The sequence below is a fragment of the Phocaeicola sp. GP0067 genome, from assembly GCF_031119655.1.
Taxonomy (GTDB): domain Bacteria; phylum Bacteroidota; class Bacteroidia; order Bacteroidales; family Bacteroidaceae; genus Phocaeicola; species Phocaeicola vulgatus.
Map to the genome: position 1 here is coordinate 48,018 of NZ_JAVHZY010000008.1, position 14,917 is coordinate 62,934.

Annotated in this window: 14 protein-coding genes; 6 read left to right on the top strand and 8 right to left on the bottom strand. The window is 42.3% G+C overall.

What is annotated here, in order from left to right; all coding sequences use genetic code 11:
• Positions 1–10: 10 nt before the first annotated feature.
• From RE317_RS08510 to RE317_RS08520, 3 genes are read right to left on the bottom strand one after another with little or no spacing between them, the layout of a single operon-like run.
• Positions 11–1,144 carry a glycosyltransferase family 1 protein gene (locus tag RE317_RS08510; RefSeq protein ID WP_117873285.1) on the bottom strand — a complete coding sequence of 378 codons (1,134 nt, stop codon included), beginning with the start codon at positions 1,142–1,144 and terminating at the stop codon, positions 11–13.
• Positions 1,141–2,292, bottom strand: coding sequence for a glycosyltransferase family 4 protein (locus RE317_RS08515; RefSeq protein WP_005843126.1), 1,152 nt, complete (start codon positions 2,290–2,292; stop codon positions 1,141–1,143). Before RE317_RS08515 ends, RE317_RS08510 begins: the two co-directional genes overlap by 4 nt.
• Positions 2,289–3,434 carry a glycosyltransferase family 4 protein gene (locus RE317_RS08520; protein WP_016270664.1) on the bottom strand — a complete coding sequence of 382 codons (1,146 nt, stop codon included), beginning with the start codon at positions 3,432–3,434 and terminating at the stop codon, positions 2,289–2,291. Before RE317_RS08520 ends, RE317_RS08515 begins: the two co-directional genes overlap by 4 nt.
• Before the next feature lie 228 nt (positions 3,435–3,662).
• Here RE317_RS08520 and RE317_RS08525 point away from each other — a divergent pair, with 228 nt between their 5' ends.
• A complete protein-coding gene (locus tag RE317_RS08525; RefSeq protein ID WP_012055968.1) occupies positions 3,663–4,688 on the top strand; it encodes a glycosyltransferase family 2 protein in 1,026 nt (341 codons plus the stop codon).
• Between the two features lie 20 nt (positions 4,689–4,708).
• Here RE317_RS08525 and RE317_RS08530 read toward each other — a convergent pair whose 3' ends face one another.
• Complete coding sequence (locus RE317_RS08530) at positions 4,709–5,659, bottom strand: glycosyltransferase (RefSeq protein WP_074783267.1); 951 nt, start codon at positions 5,657–5,659, stop codon at positions 4,709–4,711.
• A 612-nt stretch (positions 5,660–6,271) separates the two neighbouring features.
• On the opposite strand from RE317_RS08530, the gene RE317_RS08535 reads away from it, so the two are divergent.
• From RE317_RS08535 to RE317_RS08555, 5 genes are read left to right on the top strand one after another with little or no spacing between them, the layout of a single operon-like run.
• Positions 6,272–7,453, top strand: coding sequence for a glycosyltransferase (locus tag RE317_RS08535; protein ID WP_117889557.1), 1,182 nt, complete (start codon positions 6,272–6,274; stop codon positions 7,451–7,453).
• Positions 7,440–8,303 (top strand): ABC transporter permease, encoded by an 864-nt coding sequence (locus RE317_RS08540; RefSeq protein WP_005843132.1) that lies wholly within the window; start codon positions 7,440–7,442, stop codon positions 8,301–8,303. The genes RE317_RS08535 and RE317_RS08540 overlap by 14 nt, the downstream gene beginning before the upstream one ends.
• Positions 8,304–8,316: 13 nt before the next feature.
• Positions 8,317–9,588 carry an ABC transporter ATP-binding protein gene (locus RE317_RS08545; RefSeq protein WP_117873622.1) on the top strand — a complete coding sequence of 424 codons (1,272 nt, stop codon included), beginning with the start codon at positions 8,317–8,319 and terminating at the stop codon, positions 9,586–9,588.
• A 15-nt stretch (positions 9,589–9,603) separates the two neighbouring features.
• On the top strand, positions 9,604–10,521 hold the full coding sequence (locus RE317_RS08550; RefSeq protein ID WP_117873624.1) for an O-fucosyltransferase family protein: 918 nt from the start codon (positions 9,604–9,606) through the stop codon (positions 10,519–10,521).
• Between the two features lie 20 nt (positions 10,522–10,541).
• On the top strand, positions 10,542–11,357 hold the full coding sequence (locus tag RE317_RS08555) for a glycosyltransferase family 2 protein (RefSeq protein ID WP_117889569.1): 816 nt from the start codon (positions 10,542–10,544) through the stop codon (positions 11,355–11,357).
• 17 nt (positions 11,358–11,374) lie between these two features.
• Here the strand turns inward: RE317_RS08555 and RE317_RS08560 are convergent, their stop codons facing one another.
• The 4 genes from RE317_RS08560 to RE317_RS08575 are packed head-to-tail and all read right to left on the bottom strand — an operon-like array spanning position 11,375 to position 14,911.
• Positions 11,375–12,322 (bottom strand): glycosyltransferase, encoded by a 948-nt coding sequence (locus RE317_RS08560; protein WP_005843136.1) that lies wholly within the window; start codon positions 12,320–12,322, stop codon positions 11,375–11,377.
• 3 nt (positions 12,323–12,325) lie between these two features.
• The gene (locus RE317_RS08565) at positions 12,326–13,150 is read right to left on the bottom strand and encodes a DUF4422 domain-containing protein (RefSeq protein WP_005843137.1); all 825 of its coding nucleotides are present in this window, start codon (positions 13,148–13,150) and stop codon (positions 12,326–12,328) included.
• Positions 13,135–13,746: a DapH/DapD/GlmU-related protein gene (locus tag RE317_RS08570; RefSeq protein ID WP_008671350.1), complete on the bottom strand. Its 612-nt coding sequence runs from the start codon at positions 13,744–13,746 to the stop codon at positions 13,135–13,137. Before RE317_RS08570 ends, RE317_RS08565 begins: the two co-directional genes overlap by 16 nt.
• 4 nt (positions 13,747–13,750) lie before the next feature.
• Positions 13,751–14,911, bottom strand: a complete 1,161-nt coding sequence (locus tag RE317_RS08575) for a glycosyltransferase (protein WP_005843139.1) — start codon at positions 14,909–14,911, stop codon at positions 13,751–13,753.
• Between the last annotated feature and the right edge of the window lie 6 nt (positions 14,912–14,917).

The window sequence follows — 14,917 nt, forward strand, 5'->3', positions numbered from 1 at the left end:
GGCGGGAGTATTACAGGTTGTTTATTACTTTCATCATCTGTTCTTTCCATGACAGGTTTTTAATGGAATCCCTTATTTTACGAGGAGACAGATCCAGTTCCATATAGAACCGGATAAGCCGGTGGATATCTATGGGACTTTCGTCGGCCGGAACTTTCAGTATATAAGGCATCTTGTCAAAGTCTTCATCTGTTTCTGAATATGCAAAAGGTATTCCCCGTGCTGCATATTCTCTGTTTTTTAATGTTTTGATTTTGTCGATGCCGCTGCGGTGGCGTGCCAGACTGCCGATGGCAAAGTCTGCTTCGTTGAATAATTCGTCTAGTTCCTCGTTCATTTTTTGTCCGTGGAAGATGACATATTTTTCTATATGATATTTGTTGATAAGTTCATAAAATCCGGGAGCGTGTTGTGAGTCATGCATTTCGGATTTCCATATACCTCCGGCGATGTGGAAAAATACGGTTGTGTTTGCCGGGTCTTGGTAATATTTGCCCAAACCCTCTATCAGGCGGTCGTAACCGTGCCAATAATGTACTTCGGCCACTCCTAGTAGATGAATGACGGAGGTATTTTTAGCAACCGTCTTTTTCAGCGGAATGGAATCAAAGTCAACTCCATTGGATATCTGAATGGTACGTTGGCCGAATATACAGTGATAGTCTGAGAAAGTGACGATGGCGTTCACGTGTTTTGCCAATGTCTTTCGGAATACTTTATCCACTTGTATCCCCAGGCGTGTGACCAGTGGGAAACCGGCGTATTCGCTGTCGTAAGGATAGGTAGGTATTTCCATCGCTATTTTAATTCCGGCTTTCCTCAGTTTGCTGAACAGCCGGATGGTGAACGGATTTGCATTATGGAAAGAGCGTACATAGATTAATTCCACTTGATGTGTTACAGCATAGCGGTATATGCATTGGTAGGAAACTCTTCTTTTCGCCGCAGCCGGTTTGCCTGTTCCGTAGTCTTCTATTATTTCATTGTTTATCATCCTTACCCGGTGGCCGTTGTCCGCTATGCTGTATGTGCATAAACTTACCCGGTGTCCACATGCTTCAAAGCCTTTAACCTGATGCAAGATCTTTTTACTGATGCCGCTGTAAGGGGATAGTCCGTGGAAAAGGAGGTAGATGATATTCATGGTCGGGCAGTTGTTAAGGTGTTGAATAGTTCATCCCACAGTTTCATCACTTCTTCGCGTGAATAACGTTGGATATTCTTTTGGGCCTGCTTTCCCATCCGTATGCGTTTGTCCGTATCCTCTATCAGCCGGCATATCGCGTCAGCCAGTTCGTCCGTGTTTCCGTTCTTCACCAGTATTCCGTCTTCTTCCGGAGTGATAATCTCGGCAGGTCCGTACGGGCAGTCGAATGAAATGCAGGGAACACCACATGCCATCGCTTCCAGAAGTGCCATCGGTAATCCTTCAAATCGTGAACTCATGACGTATATGGAACTTTCCAGATATTTTTCTTGAATGCTTTTTGTCGGAGGGCATAGTGAAAAACTGTTTTCTATATGATGCTTTTCAATAAGCTCTTGCAGGCTGTTCCTATCCTGTCCTTCTCCGTAAATGCGGATATGCCAGTCGGGATGCTTCCGATTGACTTTGATCCAGGCTTCAATCAGGCGGTCATACCCCTTCTGTTCGCTGTATCTTCCTATGCTGATGATTCTTTTCTCCAGGCAGGAACTCCCTTTTTCGGGTGAGAAAGGTAAGAAGTTCGGTATGACACAAGCCTTCTTCACTTCTTTCCAATTATCCGCATCATGTTGTGTCAGAACAACCAGCGCATCCAGTTTTTTTACAGCCTCCTCCTGTTTCTTTCTCCAATGCCGTGCGATTTGCTTGTATGGGAATCCCCGTTGTTCCATCAGATGCAGGTTACGAGTGTATGGTTTGGCTATATGGGATTCTCCTATTTTTACGCTTCCATCATCCAGTTGTGTCAGAAAATCCAATTCTCGGCCCAATGTGCTGATGACAATATCCGGTTTCAAGGTTTTCAGCCAATACTCCAGCTTCTTTCTGTACAGGTGCATCAGGGTAAAATAATAATATCCTCTTACTAACAGGTTGTGATGATATTGTCTGTCAAAATCAATTCCTATGTCAATGTGCCTGATTCTGGGAGATATCGGGAAAACGGGCGGGCGTTCTTTTTGTGAATCTGTGATAATAAATACATCCTGATGCATTTCGTCAGCCAGATAGTTCGCTTTTTGGATGATGCTCCGGTCTGCGCCTCCCACGGTGCATAGTGCTGTGTATAGATAAACGATGGTCATTTTTCAGTCAGTTTATGAAACAACATTTCCCATTGCGGCATGATGTTTCGGAGTGAGTAGCGTGTTATATTTTGTTTAGCTCTTTTGCCAAAAGCTTTTCTTTCTGCTTCATGTTCTATCAAGTGGCAAAGAGCGTTGGCAAATCCTTGTATATCTCCGTTTTTGACGAGGAGTCCGTCTTCCTGGTTTCTGATGATTTCCGATGGACCGAAAGGACAGTCGAAAGAAACACAAGGAACACCCAGACTCATGGCTTCGATCAAGACCAGTCCAAAACCTTCGTAATTGGAGCTTAGGGCCAGAATGGAACTGTTCAGGTATTCTTGCGTTATGTTTTGTGTAAAAGGATGAATTGTGATGGAGTGTTCCAGCTTTCTGTCTTTAATCTGCCGGGTTAAGCTATCCTTATAAAATCCTTCACCAAATATATCCAGTATCCAGTCGGGGTGGCGTTTCTGCACGATATTCCATGCGTTAATCAGTCTGTCGAATCCTTTTTGCCAGGTCAGTCTGCCTGCCGCTATTACACGGGGAGCCTCACAGGAGCTGATTGTTTGTATATCAATAGAGGTGGTGTTCGGAATGATATGTATATTCGGATGTTGTCCCCACATGGCGGCATCTCCTTGTGTCAGTGTGACTATGACATCGCTGTATCGTTTTACATCACGGAAACATTGGTAACTGACGTATCTGTCTTTTATATCTTTAAAAAAACTCTTTTTGCGGTTTGCAGGTATCCGGGTGTATATTTTGGCGCAATGCGATTCAATGATTTTCTTTGCCTTGCAGTCTAATTTACAGATCAAATCCGCTTTGAAACTGGTATTTCCTGATATGATATCGGGATTGATGAGCCTAATCTCTTTTTTAAATTTTTGTTCGAATTTATGGTTCAAAGTCCATCCCACTCTCAATTGTTCCAGAAGCGGATGCTGGTATTGCAAATGAAACTTTGTATCCAGATCGATATGTTCCACTTTGTGGGATAACGGGAAAGAAAAAGGATGATTGCCTTGGGAAGAAGTGATAAGATAGACCTCGTGCCCATAAATTTCGGCCAAGTAATTCATCTTATCCGTTAAAATCCGTTCCATGCCTCCTATACGGGCTATGGAGTCGTATACATATACTATTTTCATTCCCCTGGTTTGTTTTTCCGTAAAAATAGTGTATTCTTTTTATATATCCAATAAGAAGTTGTTGAAATTCCTGTCCATATCCGTTTTTTTATGGAATGTCGGCTGTATTCGGAGTAAAAAGTGGGTTTCAATGGATGAAGATGGGGCTATTTAGTAATTAAAGTCTTTGGAATGTTGTGAGTATCATTTGTTTTTGCGAATATTGCATTTTATAATGATTAGCAGATAATGATGAAAGAGATAACGGTGGTGATGCCGGTTTACAAGGTGGAAAAATACGTATCAGAATGTCTTGATTCCATAATCAACCAAACTTTTGATTGTTTTGAGTGTATCATCATTGATGATTGCTCTCCGGATAACAGTATGCGCCTGATAGAGGAAAAGCTGGCCGGATATAAAGGGAACATCAGTTTTAGGATCGTGAGAAATGAGAGGAATGAAGGAGTCTCTGCGGCAAGGAACAAGGGAATAGAACTATCCCGGGGTGGTTATCTTTTTTTTATAGATTCGGATGATATGCTTTATGAGAATTGTCTGGAGAAATTATGGGAGGAAACGAAAAGATATCCGGGGATTGACTTGGTGCAGGGGGATTCTTATTCAGAAGGGATGGAAAACAAAAACAGTGATTTGCAAAGATATACGGAAGGACGGATACGTATCAACAAGCTGTTTCTGGATTCGAAAATAACATCCACTCCGGTCAACAGATTGATCAGAAAGGAGGTGCTGACAGAGAATGCCATTTATTTCAGGACGGGCATTTTGTTTGAGGACTTTTTGTGGTGCTATTTTCTGTATAAAAAGGTGGAAACGTTTGCTTCCGTCAATTCTTTTACTTATTTCTACAGGCGTTCAAATCCTTTCTCAACCATGAATAAGGCGAAAACGGACTTTGACAAGCCGGCAAAGGATTTTATTTTTATCTTGACTGTTTTTAATGAGCACATGGAACAGGAATTGTATGCTGAAAATATCTGTTTCATTTTGAACAAGTTGATGCCGGTGGTGTATAATGCTGCTGTAATAGGGGTTACAAGGGAAAGTAATGATGCGATAGATAAGTTTAAAAGAAATCTGATAAGGAAGCATTGCAGAGAGTTCCGGCCTATGGAGGTTTTGTACGAATTGAATTTGTTCTATCCTTTTTCTCTGCTTTTGAATTGGGGGATTTACAGACATCACATATTGTATAAATACGCTAATCTGATCAAATTGTATTATAAGATATGGGGAAGGTTGTACCGTTGAATCTTCTTGTGTAATGAATATTATTCCCTTAGGTTGGTAGTCTTCTTGTTACATTGGTTGTCGGTTTCTTTTGTGGCCGGCTCATTCATATGTGACAGGATAGCGGAAAAAGCATAATATAATTCTTTGAATGCTTGCAGGCGGAAGAAAAACAGGTATTCAAAAAAGTATTTGGCGGGGAGCCATTCTTTTGTTTTTGCCGAAGGGATACACCACGGAAGTGGTGACAGGTAATAGTGGATTTTTTCTTGTCGCAACAGTCTGTTGCATTTCATGCTTGCGTTAAACCGTATGATTAAACTCTCGCGGTCTTGTTTGGACATAGCAAGGGACTGGCCGGATTCGGTACAATAATAAATGATTCTTCTGTCTGTGGTTGCTTTGGGGGCATATATACCGACAAGGCATGAAAAATACACATCGTTGGCTATTCTTGTTTCATCGAATTGAATGTGGAATGTTGACAGGAAGCTGCGCCTTATCATTTTGCCCCAAGGAACTTGAGATTGGTATCGCAGTTTGTTTTCCGGGTTTACATCATTGAAGAAGTTGGTATAGTAAGTTCCGCGTCGGCTTTCTTGGGACGGATTGTCGGACATGACAAAACGTACATTGAAATAGATGACTTCATGGGGGCTGTCCATGTATTCGTTTAAGATAGTAAAACAATCGGCTGTAAAGAAATCGTCTGCATCTGCAAAGATAATCCATTTGCCACGGGCGTGGGAGAGTCCTATGTTCCGTGCGTATCCTGCCCCTTTTCCCTCTTTAGTGAACAGGATTTCCGTATTTTTTCTGCCGTTTCCCGGAAAATGAGAAAAATCGACAGATTCGGAATTGCTGTTGTCATCAATGATAATGATTTGAATTTCATCCCAAGTGGGAATTGAGCACAGACAGCGTTCCAGAAGACGGGGGGTATTCTTGTGCGGAATAATGATGCTGTAATGGTAACTTGTGTTCTTTGTCATTCTTCTTCTTTTTGCAAAGATATTGATTTATATTCAGCATCATGCATTATCTTGATAATATCTCGATGAGTATGAGAATCTTTCACTGGAAATTCGGGGTGATAATGCCCTCATGCCCTCATTGTGTGCACAACTGGTTGTTTATGAACTATTTGTATAGTGATGGTAAAAAATGTAACTCTCACTTATGCTCTCATGCCCTCACTGTTTTTTGGAGCAGAATTTCATATAATCTATTTGTTATCAGTAATATATCCTTTTTTATAAGTTGTTCCGATTTAATATGAAGTAGGATGTTCTCAGGCTTTTTCTTTGCAAAAAGTGTGTCTGAAGGGGGGGGACCTCTATGGAATATGGCAAATTTCCGGTGGCAGTAAAAAGATCAGGAGGTTTTTAAAAAAGCTCGCCATCTTTTTAAAAAAGAACAAGGTCTTTTTTTTATTTGACCTGTTGTTTTTGGGGGAGCAGGATTTCACATATGTACGTGCCGCTCTATACGTATGTACGTGCCGCAGATACCTGCTTTGTATTATATGATATTCTTTCTTCATTCCGCATTTATTTTCATTTCTTTATTGTATCTTTGCGAAGAAAGAGTGTAATCTAAATTCCATGAGAATATTATTTTATTGTGATACTGTCTTCAGTTTCGGCGGAGTACAGCGTGTGTTGGCTGAAATAGCCAAGGCTTTGTCCGGAAAACATGAAGTCACGATACTGACCACGGATACTTGTACGGACTTGTCGATGTACGGATATGCCGAAAGTACCGTGCGGTTTGATTCTTTCTCTTATTCCGCCTCCTCTTTCATCGAGCGTTTGTTATGTAAAGGCTATAGTTTTTTATATAAACATGGGTTGCCTCATACCCGGCTGACTTCAGAATGGTATGCTGCCAGTTTTTTCCCTTCTTCTTATAAACGGACATTGGCAAGGAAAATAAATGCCCGGCAATGTGATGTAGTCATCGGGGTACATGCTTTTATGGCTCTGCACCTCTCTGCAGTAAAGAGCCGGATCCGGACAAAGACTGTTGGGTGGCTGCATAATTCTTATGAAGCATTCTTTGAGAAAGAAACTCCCTATTTGCCTGGATTGGATTGCTTTTTTCAAGTCCAGATGGGGAAATTGGACGAGAGGGTGGTTTTAAGTCATGCAGATGCCGGTTGTTTCTTTCGGAAAATGAACCTGTGCTGCGAGGTGATATACAATCCTCTGACTGTACTGCCTAAAGGTCGGGGAAAGAAGGAATATAGAAGGATTTTGGCGGTCGGTCGTTTTTCATTCGGACATAAAGGATTTGATATTTTAATAAAAGCTTTTTCTGTTTTTGTGAAAACTCATCCGGACTGGACACTGGAAATTGTGGGGGAGGGTCCTGAGGAAGCGCTTTACCGTTCATTGATCAATGAATATGAATTGGAAAAGAGCATCGCGCTGCATCCTTTCACGAAAGAGGTGCAGGAGTATTATGCACATTCCAGTATGTATGTGCTGAGTTCCCGTTGGGAGGGATTCGGCCTGGTGATGATAGAGGCTATGGCGCACGGGTTACCTGTTATTGCATCTGATTTACCGATAACGCGCGAGTTGTTGAAAGACAAAGATATGGCCGTTCTTTTTGAAACAGGGAATATAGCTCAGCTGGTCGGTTGTATGTCGTATATGGCTGATCGGACGGATTGGGAATGGATGGGAAATAAGGCGGTGGAGTATGCTGATACATTTCATATAGAGAAGGTATGTGACAGTTGGAATAATTTACTAAAAAAAGTAGTGTATGGTACAAGATGAACAGGAAAAATGGGATATTGTGATCAAGCCTCGGTCCGGTTTGTTCCGGTTGGATCTGGAAGAGGTATGGCTGTATAGGGATTTGCTGGTAATGTATATCAGACGGGATATCGTCACTTTTTATAAACAGACTGTTTTAGGACCGTTATGGTTTGTTATCCAGCCACTGCTTACTACCGTCATGTTCATGTTTGTTTTTGGCGGTATTGCCGGTATTCCTACCGACGGACTTCCCCAACCGCTGTTTTATATGGCGGGCTTACTTTGCTGGAATTATTTCTCGGAGTGTTTAAGCCGCTGTTCGGATACGTTCAACGCCAATCAGAATGTATTTGGAAAAGTATATTTCCCTCGTCTGGTGGTACCCTTGTCCATCGTTATATCTTGCATGATAAAGATGGGCATTCAGTTCGGATTGTTCGTTTTAATTTATATTTACTATTTGTGCAACGGATATTCGTTGATGGTCAACGGATATGCTTGGTTGGCTCCCTTGCTGCTGCTCATGTTGGCAGGACTTGGTTTGGGGTTCGGATTATTGATATCCTCCTTGACGACCAAGTACCGTGACTTGCGTTTCTTGATTACTTTCGGGGTACAGTTGTGGATGTATGCCACTCCGGTTATTTACCCTTTGTCCGTGATGAGGCAGAGTCATGAGCAGTATATGTGGATCATTGTGGCGAACCCGCTGACTTCCCTTATCGAAACATTTAAATTCGGATTCTTGGGGGTGGGGACTTTCAGTTGGTTCCACTTAGGCTACACGTTGGTGTTTACAGTGGTGATAATGCTTTGGGGGATGGTGACTTTTAATAGAGTGCAACGTAGTTTCATGGATGTGATTTAAAAGAAGGGACAGAATGGGAAAAATAGCGATAGAGTTTCAGAATATCAGCAAGCAATATGCATTGGGAAGCATCGGAACCGGCACGCTGAGCCGTGATTTGAATCGTTGGTGGGCGCGGATCCGTGGAAAGGAGGATCCGTATCTCAGAATCGGGGAAGAGAATGACCGTTCCAAGAAAGCGACGGGAGATTTTGTATGGGCGTTGAAAGATATTAATTTCCATGTGGAGGAAGGTGAAGTGCTGGGTATTATAGGTAAGAACGGTGCGGGAAAGTCCACTTTGTTGAAAATCCTTTCGCGGGTGACTTCTCCTACTGCCGGTTGTATCCGTGCACGGGGGCGTATTGCCTCTTTGCTGGAAGTGGGTACAGGCTTTCATCCCGAAATGACAGGACGGGAGAATATTTATATGAATGGTTCCATCATGGGGATGACCAAGGCGGAGATTACCCGCAAGTTGGATGAGATTGTGGCTTTCGCCGGTGTGGAGAAATATATCGATACTCCAGTGAAACGTTATTCTTCGGGTATGACCGTGCGGTTGGGATTTGCTATCGCCGCCCATCTGGAGCCGGAAATTCTGGTGGTGGACGAGGTGTTGGCAGTGGGCGATGCGGAATTCCAAAAGAAGGCTATTGGCAAGATGCAGGATGTGTCGAAAGGAGAGGGAAGGACAGTCTTGTTTGTCAGTCATAACATGGCAGCGGTAAGAAGTTTGTGTACAAAAGGAATATGCTTGGAAAATGGTACCGCGGTTTATCAGGGGACGGTTCATTCTGCCATCGATTATTACTTGAAAGAGAAAGGGACGGTCCGGAAAAGTAAAATTATAGATTATGTGGGTTGGACGAAAAATACGCTTCATATAGATTGCATTGAGATAAACGGAACGGAATGTGCCTCTTCCACTATTCATGGAGGTCAGAATTTTCTGACTGTGAAAATACAGGGATATTCTGAAGAGGATATAATGTATGATGTAATGCTGGTTTTGAAGAGCAGGACGGAAGTGCCTTATGCTACTTATGCTCCGGGACATTATTACGGGAGTATCAGTCATTTACCTAAAGGGGATTTTTGCATCGAGAGGCGTATAGGGCTTCCGCCTGTGCTGAGTAAAGGTGTCCTGCAGGCAGATTTGTTTATACATCATCCTATGGTGGAATATTATTTGAAAGCAGTTCGTTGCTGTTTGCTGGAATGTGAGGGGTTTCAAAGTGGATTCGGGCATGCACTGACACAAACTTCCAACGGCTTTATCGGATTGGAGGATATAAAAGTTTGATCATTATGTTCTACTATGGAGATGAAGAAAAAAAGAATCGTATATAGTTTGACTGGAAGAGGGTTGTTCTCAGAGTTGTCTAACCTTGCTTTGGCATTGGTCTATGCGGACTATAATCAGGAAGAGCTGACTGTCAATACAAGGAACTGGAATGCAAGGGTAGAGAAAGGCTGGAGTGATTATTTCGAATCGGTCTTGCCAGACTGTAACGGGGTGATGTGTTCGCAATATATTGTTTATAAAAAGGGGAAACCTTGGTGGGGAAATATCTATTATAATCCGTCCGCTTTTTTCCGGTATTATATTTTCTATATAATGAATAGGATATATCTGTTATTTCATCCGGAAACGGAACTAGGGAATGAGGTCTTTCTAAAAATGAGATCGGAGGATTTTCTGGAGAAACTGGAAGATATCAGAAATGATTATGGCTCTGCCTTGCGGAAAATATTAAAATTTAATGAAAAGACAACCGGCTATATAGAAAAAAGGAAAAGCGAGATGAATTTGCCGGTAGATTACATAGCGGTACATATAAGGCGGGGAGATAAGATAGTTTCCCGTGAGATGAAGGAACTTGGTTTGTCTCTTTATATTGATGCTGTTAAAGGGAAGAAGCATATCAGCCGTAATGTGTTTATAGCTACGGATGATGGTTCTGTGACGGATAAGTTGAAATCCGCACTGGTTGCCGAAGGATTTAATGTTTACTGGAACACAGCTGTGACACAAACAGGATTTGACGAGTCTTTGTTTAATACAAAGGATAAAAAAAGTAGATATATAGATACGTTGAATATGCTGTTGGATATGGATATTCTGATCCATTCTTCATTTTTTATCGGTACTTATACTTCGAATGTCAGCCGGATTGTGCCTTTGTATGTCGGATTCGAAAAATCGCTCAGTCTGGATGACGAATGGAAACTTTAGATTGTAAAAAGCGGAAAATTATGTCACAAAGAAAATTTTCGATTATAACCATTAATTATAATAATAAAGAAGGGTTGAGGAAAACCATAGGAAGTGTGGTCGGCCAGTCTTTTAGGGATTTTGAGTATATTATTATTGACGGAGGGTCTACGGATGGAAGTATTGAAGTGATAAAAGAGTATGCCGGTAAAGTGGACTATTGGGTATCGGAGCCGGACAAGGGTATTTATCATGCCATGAATAAAGGAGTTTTACAGGCGCATGGAGAGTATTTGAACTTTATGAATTCCGGTGATGAATTTTATAACAATGGTGTGTTGCAGGAGGTGGCACCTTCATTGGACAGCGATATTGTTGTTGGAAAAATAGTGCATGGCACAGAGGTGTGGGGATTTCATAAGGAGGATATAACGCTGATGGATTTGATTCGGGGAACTGTATTGCATCAGGCTTCATTCTTCCGTAAAGAACTTTTTGATGAAAACAGGTATGACGAGAGTTATAAGATTGTATCCGATTGGAAATTTTATATTCAGACCTTGATATTCAACAATGCGACGTTCCGCAATATTCGTTCCATCGTTTGTAGGTTTGTACCCGGAGGGGTCAGTGAAACGGATGCCGGAACAAGAGATATGGAAAGAAAGCGGGTGTATAAGGAACTGTTTCCGGATAGAATGATGAAGGATTATATAAGACTGGAAAAGGTGGAATCTCCTTTATTGGAACTGATTCCCGAACTGAATAAAACTGCGGGCCTTCATCAGATGGCATACAAATTGGTCTGTGCCTTGTTGTGGGTGCATGGAAAGATAAAACGGGTGCGTGTTAAGTAAGCAGTAAATTGGTCTTTTCACTTGAGCCATGCCCGCAGGATAAGTCTGATGCCATATAGCGCATACTTTATTTTTAGAGAAAGTGGAAGATGTATATAATTGTTTTTTCTGATTCTTAGCATTCTGTCCCATAATTCATTGAAGGGGATTTCCCGTGAGTGTTGGGTATAGAACAAGAACGAACTTTTTATGTAATCGGCCGACAAAGCACGTAGAATATAGGTGGGGAATGTAGCCGAAAGTGAAGTCATCAGGTCGAATGCATCCATGAAAGTGCACAGTTTGGGGGTGTAGTTTTTTTGCGACAGGTTCATGGCGCTTGATTTTCTTGTGACATAGTGATAATAGGGGGAAGTGGTGTATGCGGCTGATTGGCAGTGGCTCAGGTATTGAAAAATAAAGAGCCTGTCTTCATTATAATAAATATGTTCATTGAATTTTAGGTGATGTTTGTCAATGATTTCTTTATGATATAATTTATCCCATAAGTTTCCTTTGTATTTGTAATGCCTGTCGTTAAACAGGGAGTGAATGGCCTCCCACTGGGTTAATTTGCCGGATTTCACTTCGTTGATGTGGTAAATCGGACGACCATCTTCATTTTCAATGATATATCCGCAAGTAGCCAGACCGGCTTCGTTTGTCCGGATAAGTTGATAAAGAGTGGCTATCATATCCGTTTCTATCCAGTCATCGCTATCCATGAAAGCTATATATTCTCCTTTTGCGGTTTCCAGTCCTTGGTTTCGTGCATGGCTGACTCCTTGGTTCAGAGTGTGTATTACCTGTATTCGTTGGTCCTTGCAGGCGTATTCGTCACATATTTTCCCGCTTCCGTCCGTACTTCCGTCATTAACCAGCAGTACTTCAATGTCTGTCAGTGTCTGGTTTAAGACGCTGTTGATACACAAAGGCAGGAATTTTTCTGTATTGTATATAGGGATGATGACAGAAACCAACGGCATAACTTATAATTCTGTGAGTTTATAAATAAGATCATTCTTTAGTCGGCGAAGCGTATAAAGCAGGTTGCTCGGATTCTGAAACGTTTCTTCCAAGGGCATGATGACGGGAACATACTTTATCTTTAACCGGTGCCTTATGCAATAGACATTGATCAATCTTTCTGATAAATAGCCGAACAGACGTGCCTGATCCGGATAGGCGGACAGTTTTACCCGTTTTTCCAATTCAAACAATACGCTGAATAGCCACTGGGAGTATTCGTCAAAATGTTTCCGTCCGGTGATAAACATATTATATCCGGAATAGGCATTGCAGTGATACATGAATGTATGAAAAGCTTCAGCATATTCGGGTGTGAGGTGTTGAATGACTTCTTTCAGCAAATTGAGGTCATTGACTAGATGGAATATGGCGTATTGTGTAGCGACGTTATAGGGATAATGACGCTTGGGAGAGAGGATGATGTCATAATCATTTAATAAGGTTTCTAAATCAGGAAATCGGTAAGTTTCTTTTAGAAATGAATCTATGTTAATGAAACTCCTGTCTGGTGAAAAAGCCGGAAACGGGCGATGAAAATCAAAGAAGCGCCTGTAATGATTGAGCCCTATAATGTCACACTTTAGATTTTTCCAAGCCCAATAATGGGCGGTTAGTTCACAAAAGTGAGGATTCCTGTCGGATATATTATCTCCTGTGTTATCTAGTACAGGGAAGAATCGGGCACTGGTTAGGGAGGCCCCCACCTGTATGGGACAGAAGTACTCATGCTGTGGTAGCCGGCTGTCCTTATGGGCACATACTAATATTTTTATATTTTTTCCCATGTTTGTGATTGAGGGTTATAGCGTTTGATAATGCGTGCGGGATTTCCTACCGTGACACAATAGTCGGGTATGTTTTGGGTAACCACACACCCGGCACCGATAAAACAATGTTTGCCGATGGTGATTCCGGGCAGTACAATCACGTTGGCTCCTATGATGGTATGTTCTCCGATGTGGATAGGAGAAGTGGTGATACCTTGTTCGATGATGCCTTGAGTGATATCCTGGTAATTGTGATCTAATCCTATCAGGACTACGTTTTGTGAAATATTGACCCCGTTGTCTATCCGGATGGGACCGATGACCGTATTGCCGAGTCCTATCCGGCAATAATCACCGATTACGATGTCGCCTACGGCATTGTTCAAGCAGGAGAAATCTTCCACTACCGAATATTTTCCCATCTGGAACAGGTGGAACGGTGGAAGGTCTTTCCGTACACTGGAATAAATGACTGAGCCCCGGCCTTTTTTTATGTAGAAAGGCTGCCATACGCGTATCCACCAATAGGGGCGTGTCTTTACCGGATGCATGATGAAACCGTGTATCCGTTTTTTCCATTGCGGGTGTTGCTGTAAGTACTCTTTTATATTCATAATTCTATCCATGCTGTGTATGGTTGAACTTCTGTGCCATTCCTTTCAAGTGAAACAAGTTGAGAAGCATAATGATTACAAAATAAGGTGTCTGCCTGAGGATTCTGCTCATGTATTTATATCTCATATTGGACGGAATGGCCAGGTATAACGCACCGTTCAGCAAGATAAGCAAAATCCACCACTTTATGGAAGAAGCCGGAGAGAAAATGCAGAGAACACATGAAAAGAATCCGATGAGCGCCAACAGAATGCTGCGGGGGGCGATAAAGGCTTGGAGGGTTTTCAGCAGATAATCTCCGTTTCCGTTCAGTAAGGCTGTGGGGAGGTTACGTCCCATTTTTAATGCAAGGAAAAGCTGGGTGGCTATCCAGCGGCGGCGCTGGTTACGCAAGGCATCCGGTTGCCGGACTTTTTCGTCCAATGTTTCTAGGGTGTCTATATATTCAATGTGAATGCCTTGACGGAGCAGGAGTTCTTCCAGTTCTTTGTCTTCGCCCGTACTATGGGTATGGATGATGTTCCGGACAAACCATCGGAAATCGAAAGCCATTCCGGAGCCGGTAAGGGCAGATGAAAATCCCAGCCGGATGTGTCCCTTGCGGAAGATGGAATTGTTCATCTCTTCGATGGCGGCATCCAATAGGGCTATGTCTGTATTCATATTTTTGGCTTTGCGGTGTGTCTGTATGGCTTTTATACCCTGTGAAACTGCCTTATTCAGTTCTTGAAGATAACAGGGTGAGATCAGATTATCGGCATCCAGTATGAGGACATAATCGTATGGCTGGTCTGTGATGGTCTCTGCTGCAATGCGCAGGGCTTTTGCCTTGGAACTTTCCTTTTCATGCAGTTCTATCAAGCCGATGCGTTCTTTGCGCAGTGAGGCATTGGTTTCGGGACGCATGTGGTCGGATATGACTATCAGGTCGTAAAGCTCTGCCGGATAAGTTTGGCGCAGAACGGAAGTGACGCAGGCGTGAATGACCGCATCCTCTTTATAGGCGGGAACAAGGATGATAAAACGTTGCCGGACAGTAGTCGCGGGATATTTCTTTTGTTTGAAGAAATGAGAGGCGGCAGAAAACAGGACTATATACCCCACACTGACGGAAAGGTAGATATATAGCGTATATTCCATGATATGTATAATTTCCGATAGCATGGGGCT

Bases quoted from the DNA above. Each gene is read 5' to 3' on its own strand.
- RE317_RS08545 (WP_117873622.1), top strand. From the start codon at position 8,317: ATGGGAAAAATAGCGATAGAGTTTCAGAATATCAGCAAGCAATATGCA.
- RE317_RS08565 (WP_005843137.1), bottom strand. From the start codon at position 13,150: ATGGGAAAAAATATAAAAATATTAGTATGTGCCCATAAGGACAGCCGG.
- RE317_RS08525 (WP_012055968.1), top strand. From the start codon at position 3,663: ATGATGAAAGAGATAACGGTGGTGATGCCGGTTTACAAGGTGGAAAAA.
- RE317_RS08515 (WP_005843126.1), bottom strand. From the start codon at position 2,292: ATGACCATCGTTTATCTATACACAGCACTATGCACCGTGGGAGGCGCA.
- RE317_RS08540 (WP_005843132.1), top strand. From the start codon at position 7,440: ATGGTACAAGATGAACAGGAAAAATGGGATATTGTGATCAAGCCTCGG.
- RE317_RS08550 (WP_117873624.1), top strand. From the start codon at position 9,604: ATGGAGATGAAGAAAAAAAGAATCGTATATAGTTTGACTGGAAGAGGG.
- RE317_RS08560 (WP_005843136.1), bottom strand. From the start codon at position 12,322: ATGCCGTTGGTTTCTGTCATCATCCCTATATACAATACAGAAAAATTC.
- RE317_RS08555 (WP_117889569.1), top strand. From the start codon at position 10,542: ATGTCACAAAGAAAATTTTCGATTATAACCATTAATTATAATAATAAA.
- RE317_RS08530 (WP_074783267.1), bottom strand. From the start codon at position 5,659: ATGACAAAGAACACAAGTTACCATTACAGCATCATTATTCCGCACAAG.
- RE317_RS08575 (WP_005843139.1), bottom strand. From the start codon at position 14,911: ATGCTATCGGAAATTATACATATCATGGAATATACGCTATATATCTAC.
- RE317_RS08535 (WP_117889557.1), top strand. From the start codon at position 6,272: ATGAGAATATTATTTTATTGTGATACTGTCTTCAGTTTCGGCGGAGTA.
- RE317_RS08520 (WP_016270664.1), bottom strand. From the start codon at position 3,434: ATGAAAATAGTATATGTATACGACTCCATAGCCCGTATAGGAGGCATG.
- RE317_RS08570 (WP_008671350.1), bottom strand. From the start codon at position 13,746: ATGAATATAAAAGAGTACTTACAGCAACACCCGCAATGGAAAAAACGG.
- RE317_RS08510 (WP_117873285.1), bottom strand. From the start codon at position 1,144: ATGAATATCATCTACCTCCTTTTCCACGGACTATCCCCTTACAGCGGC.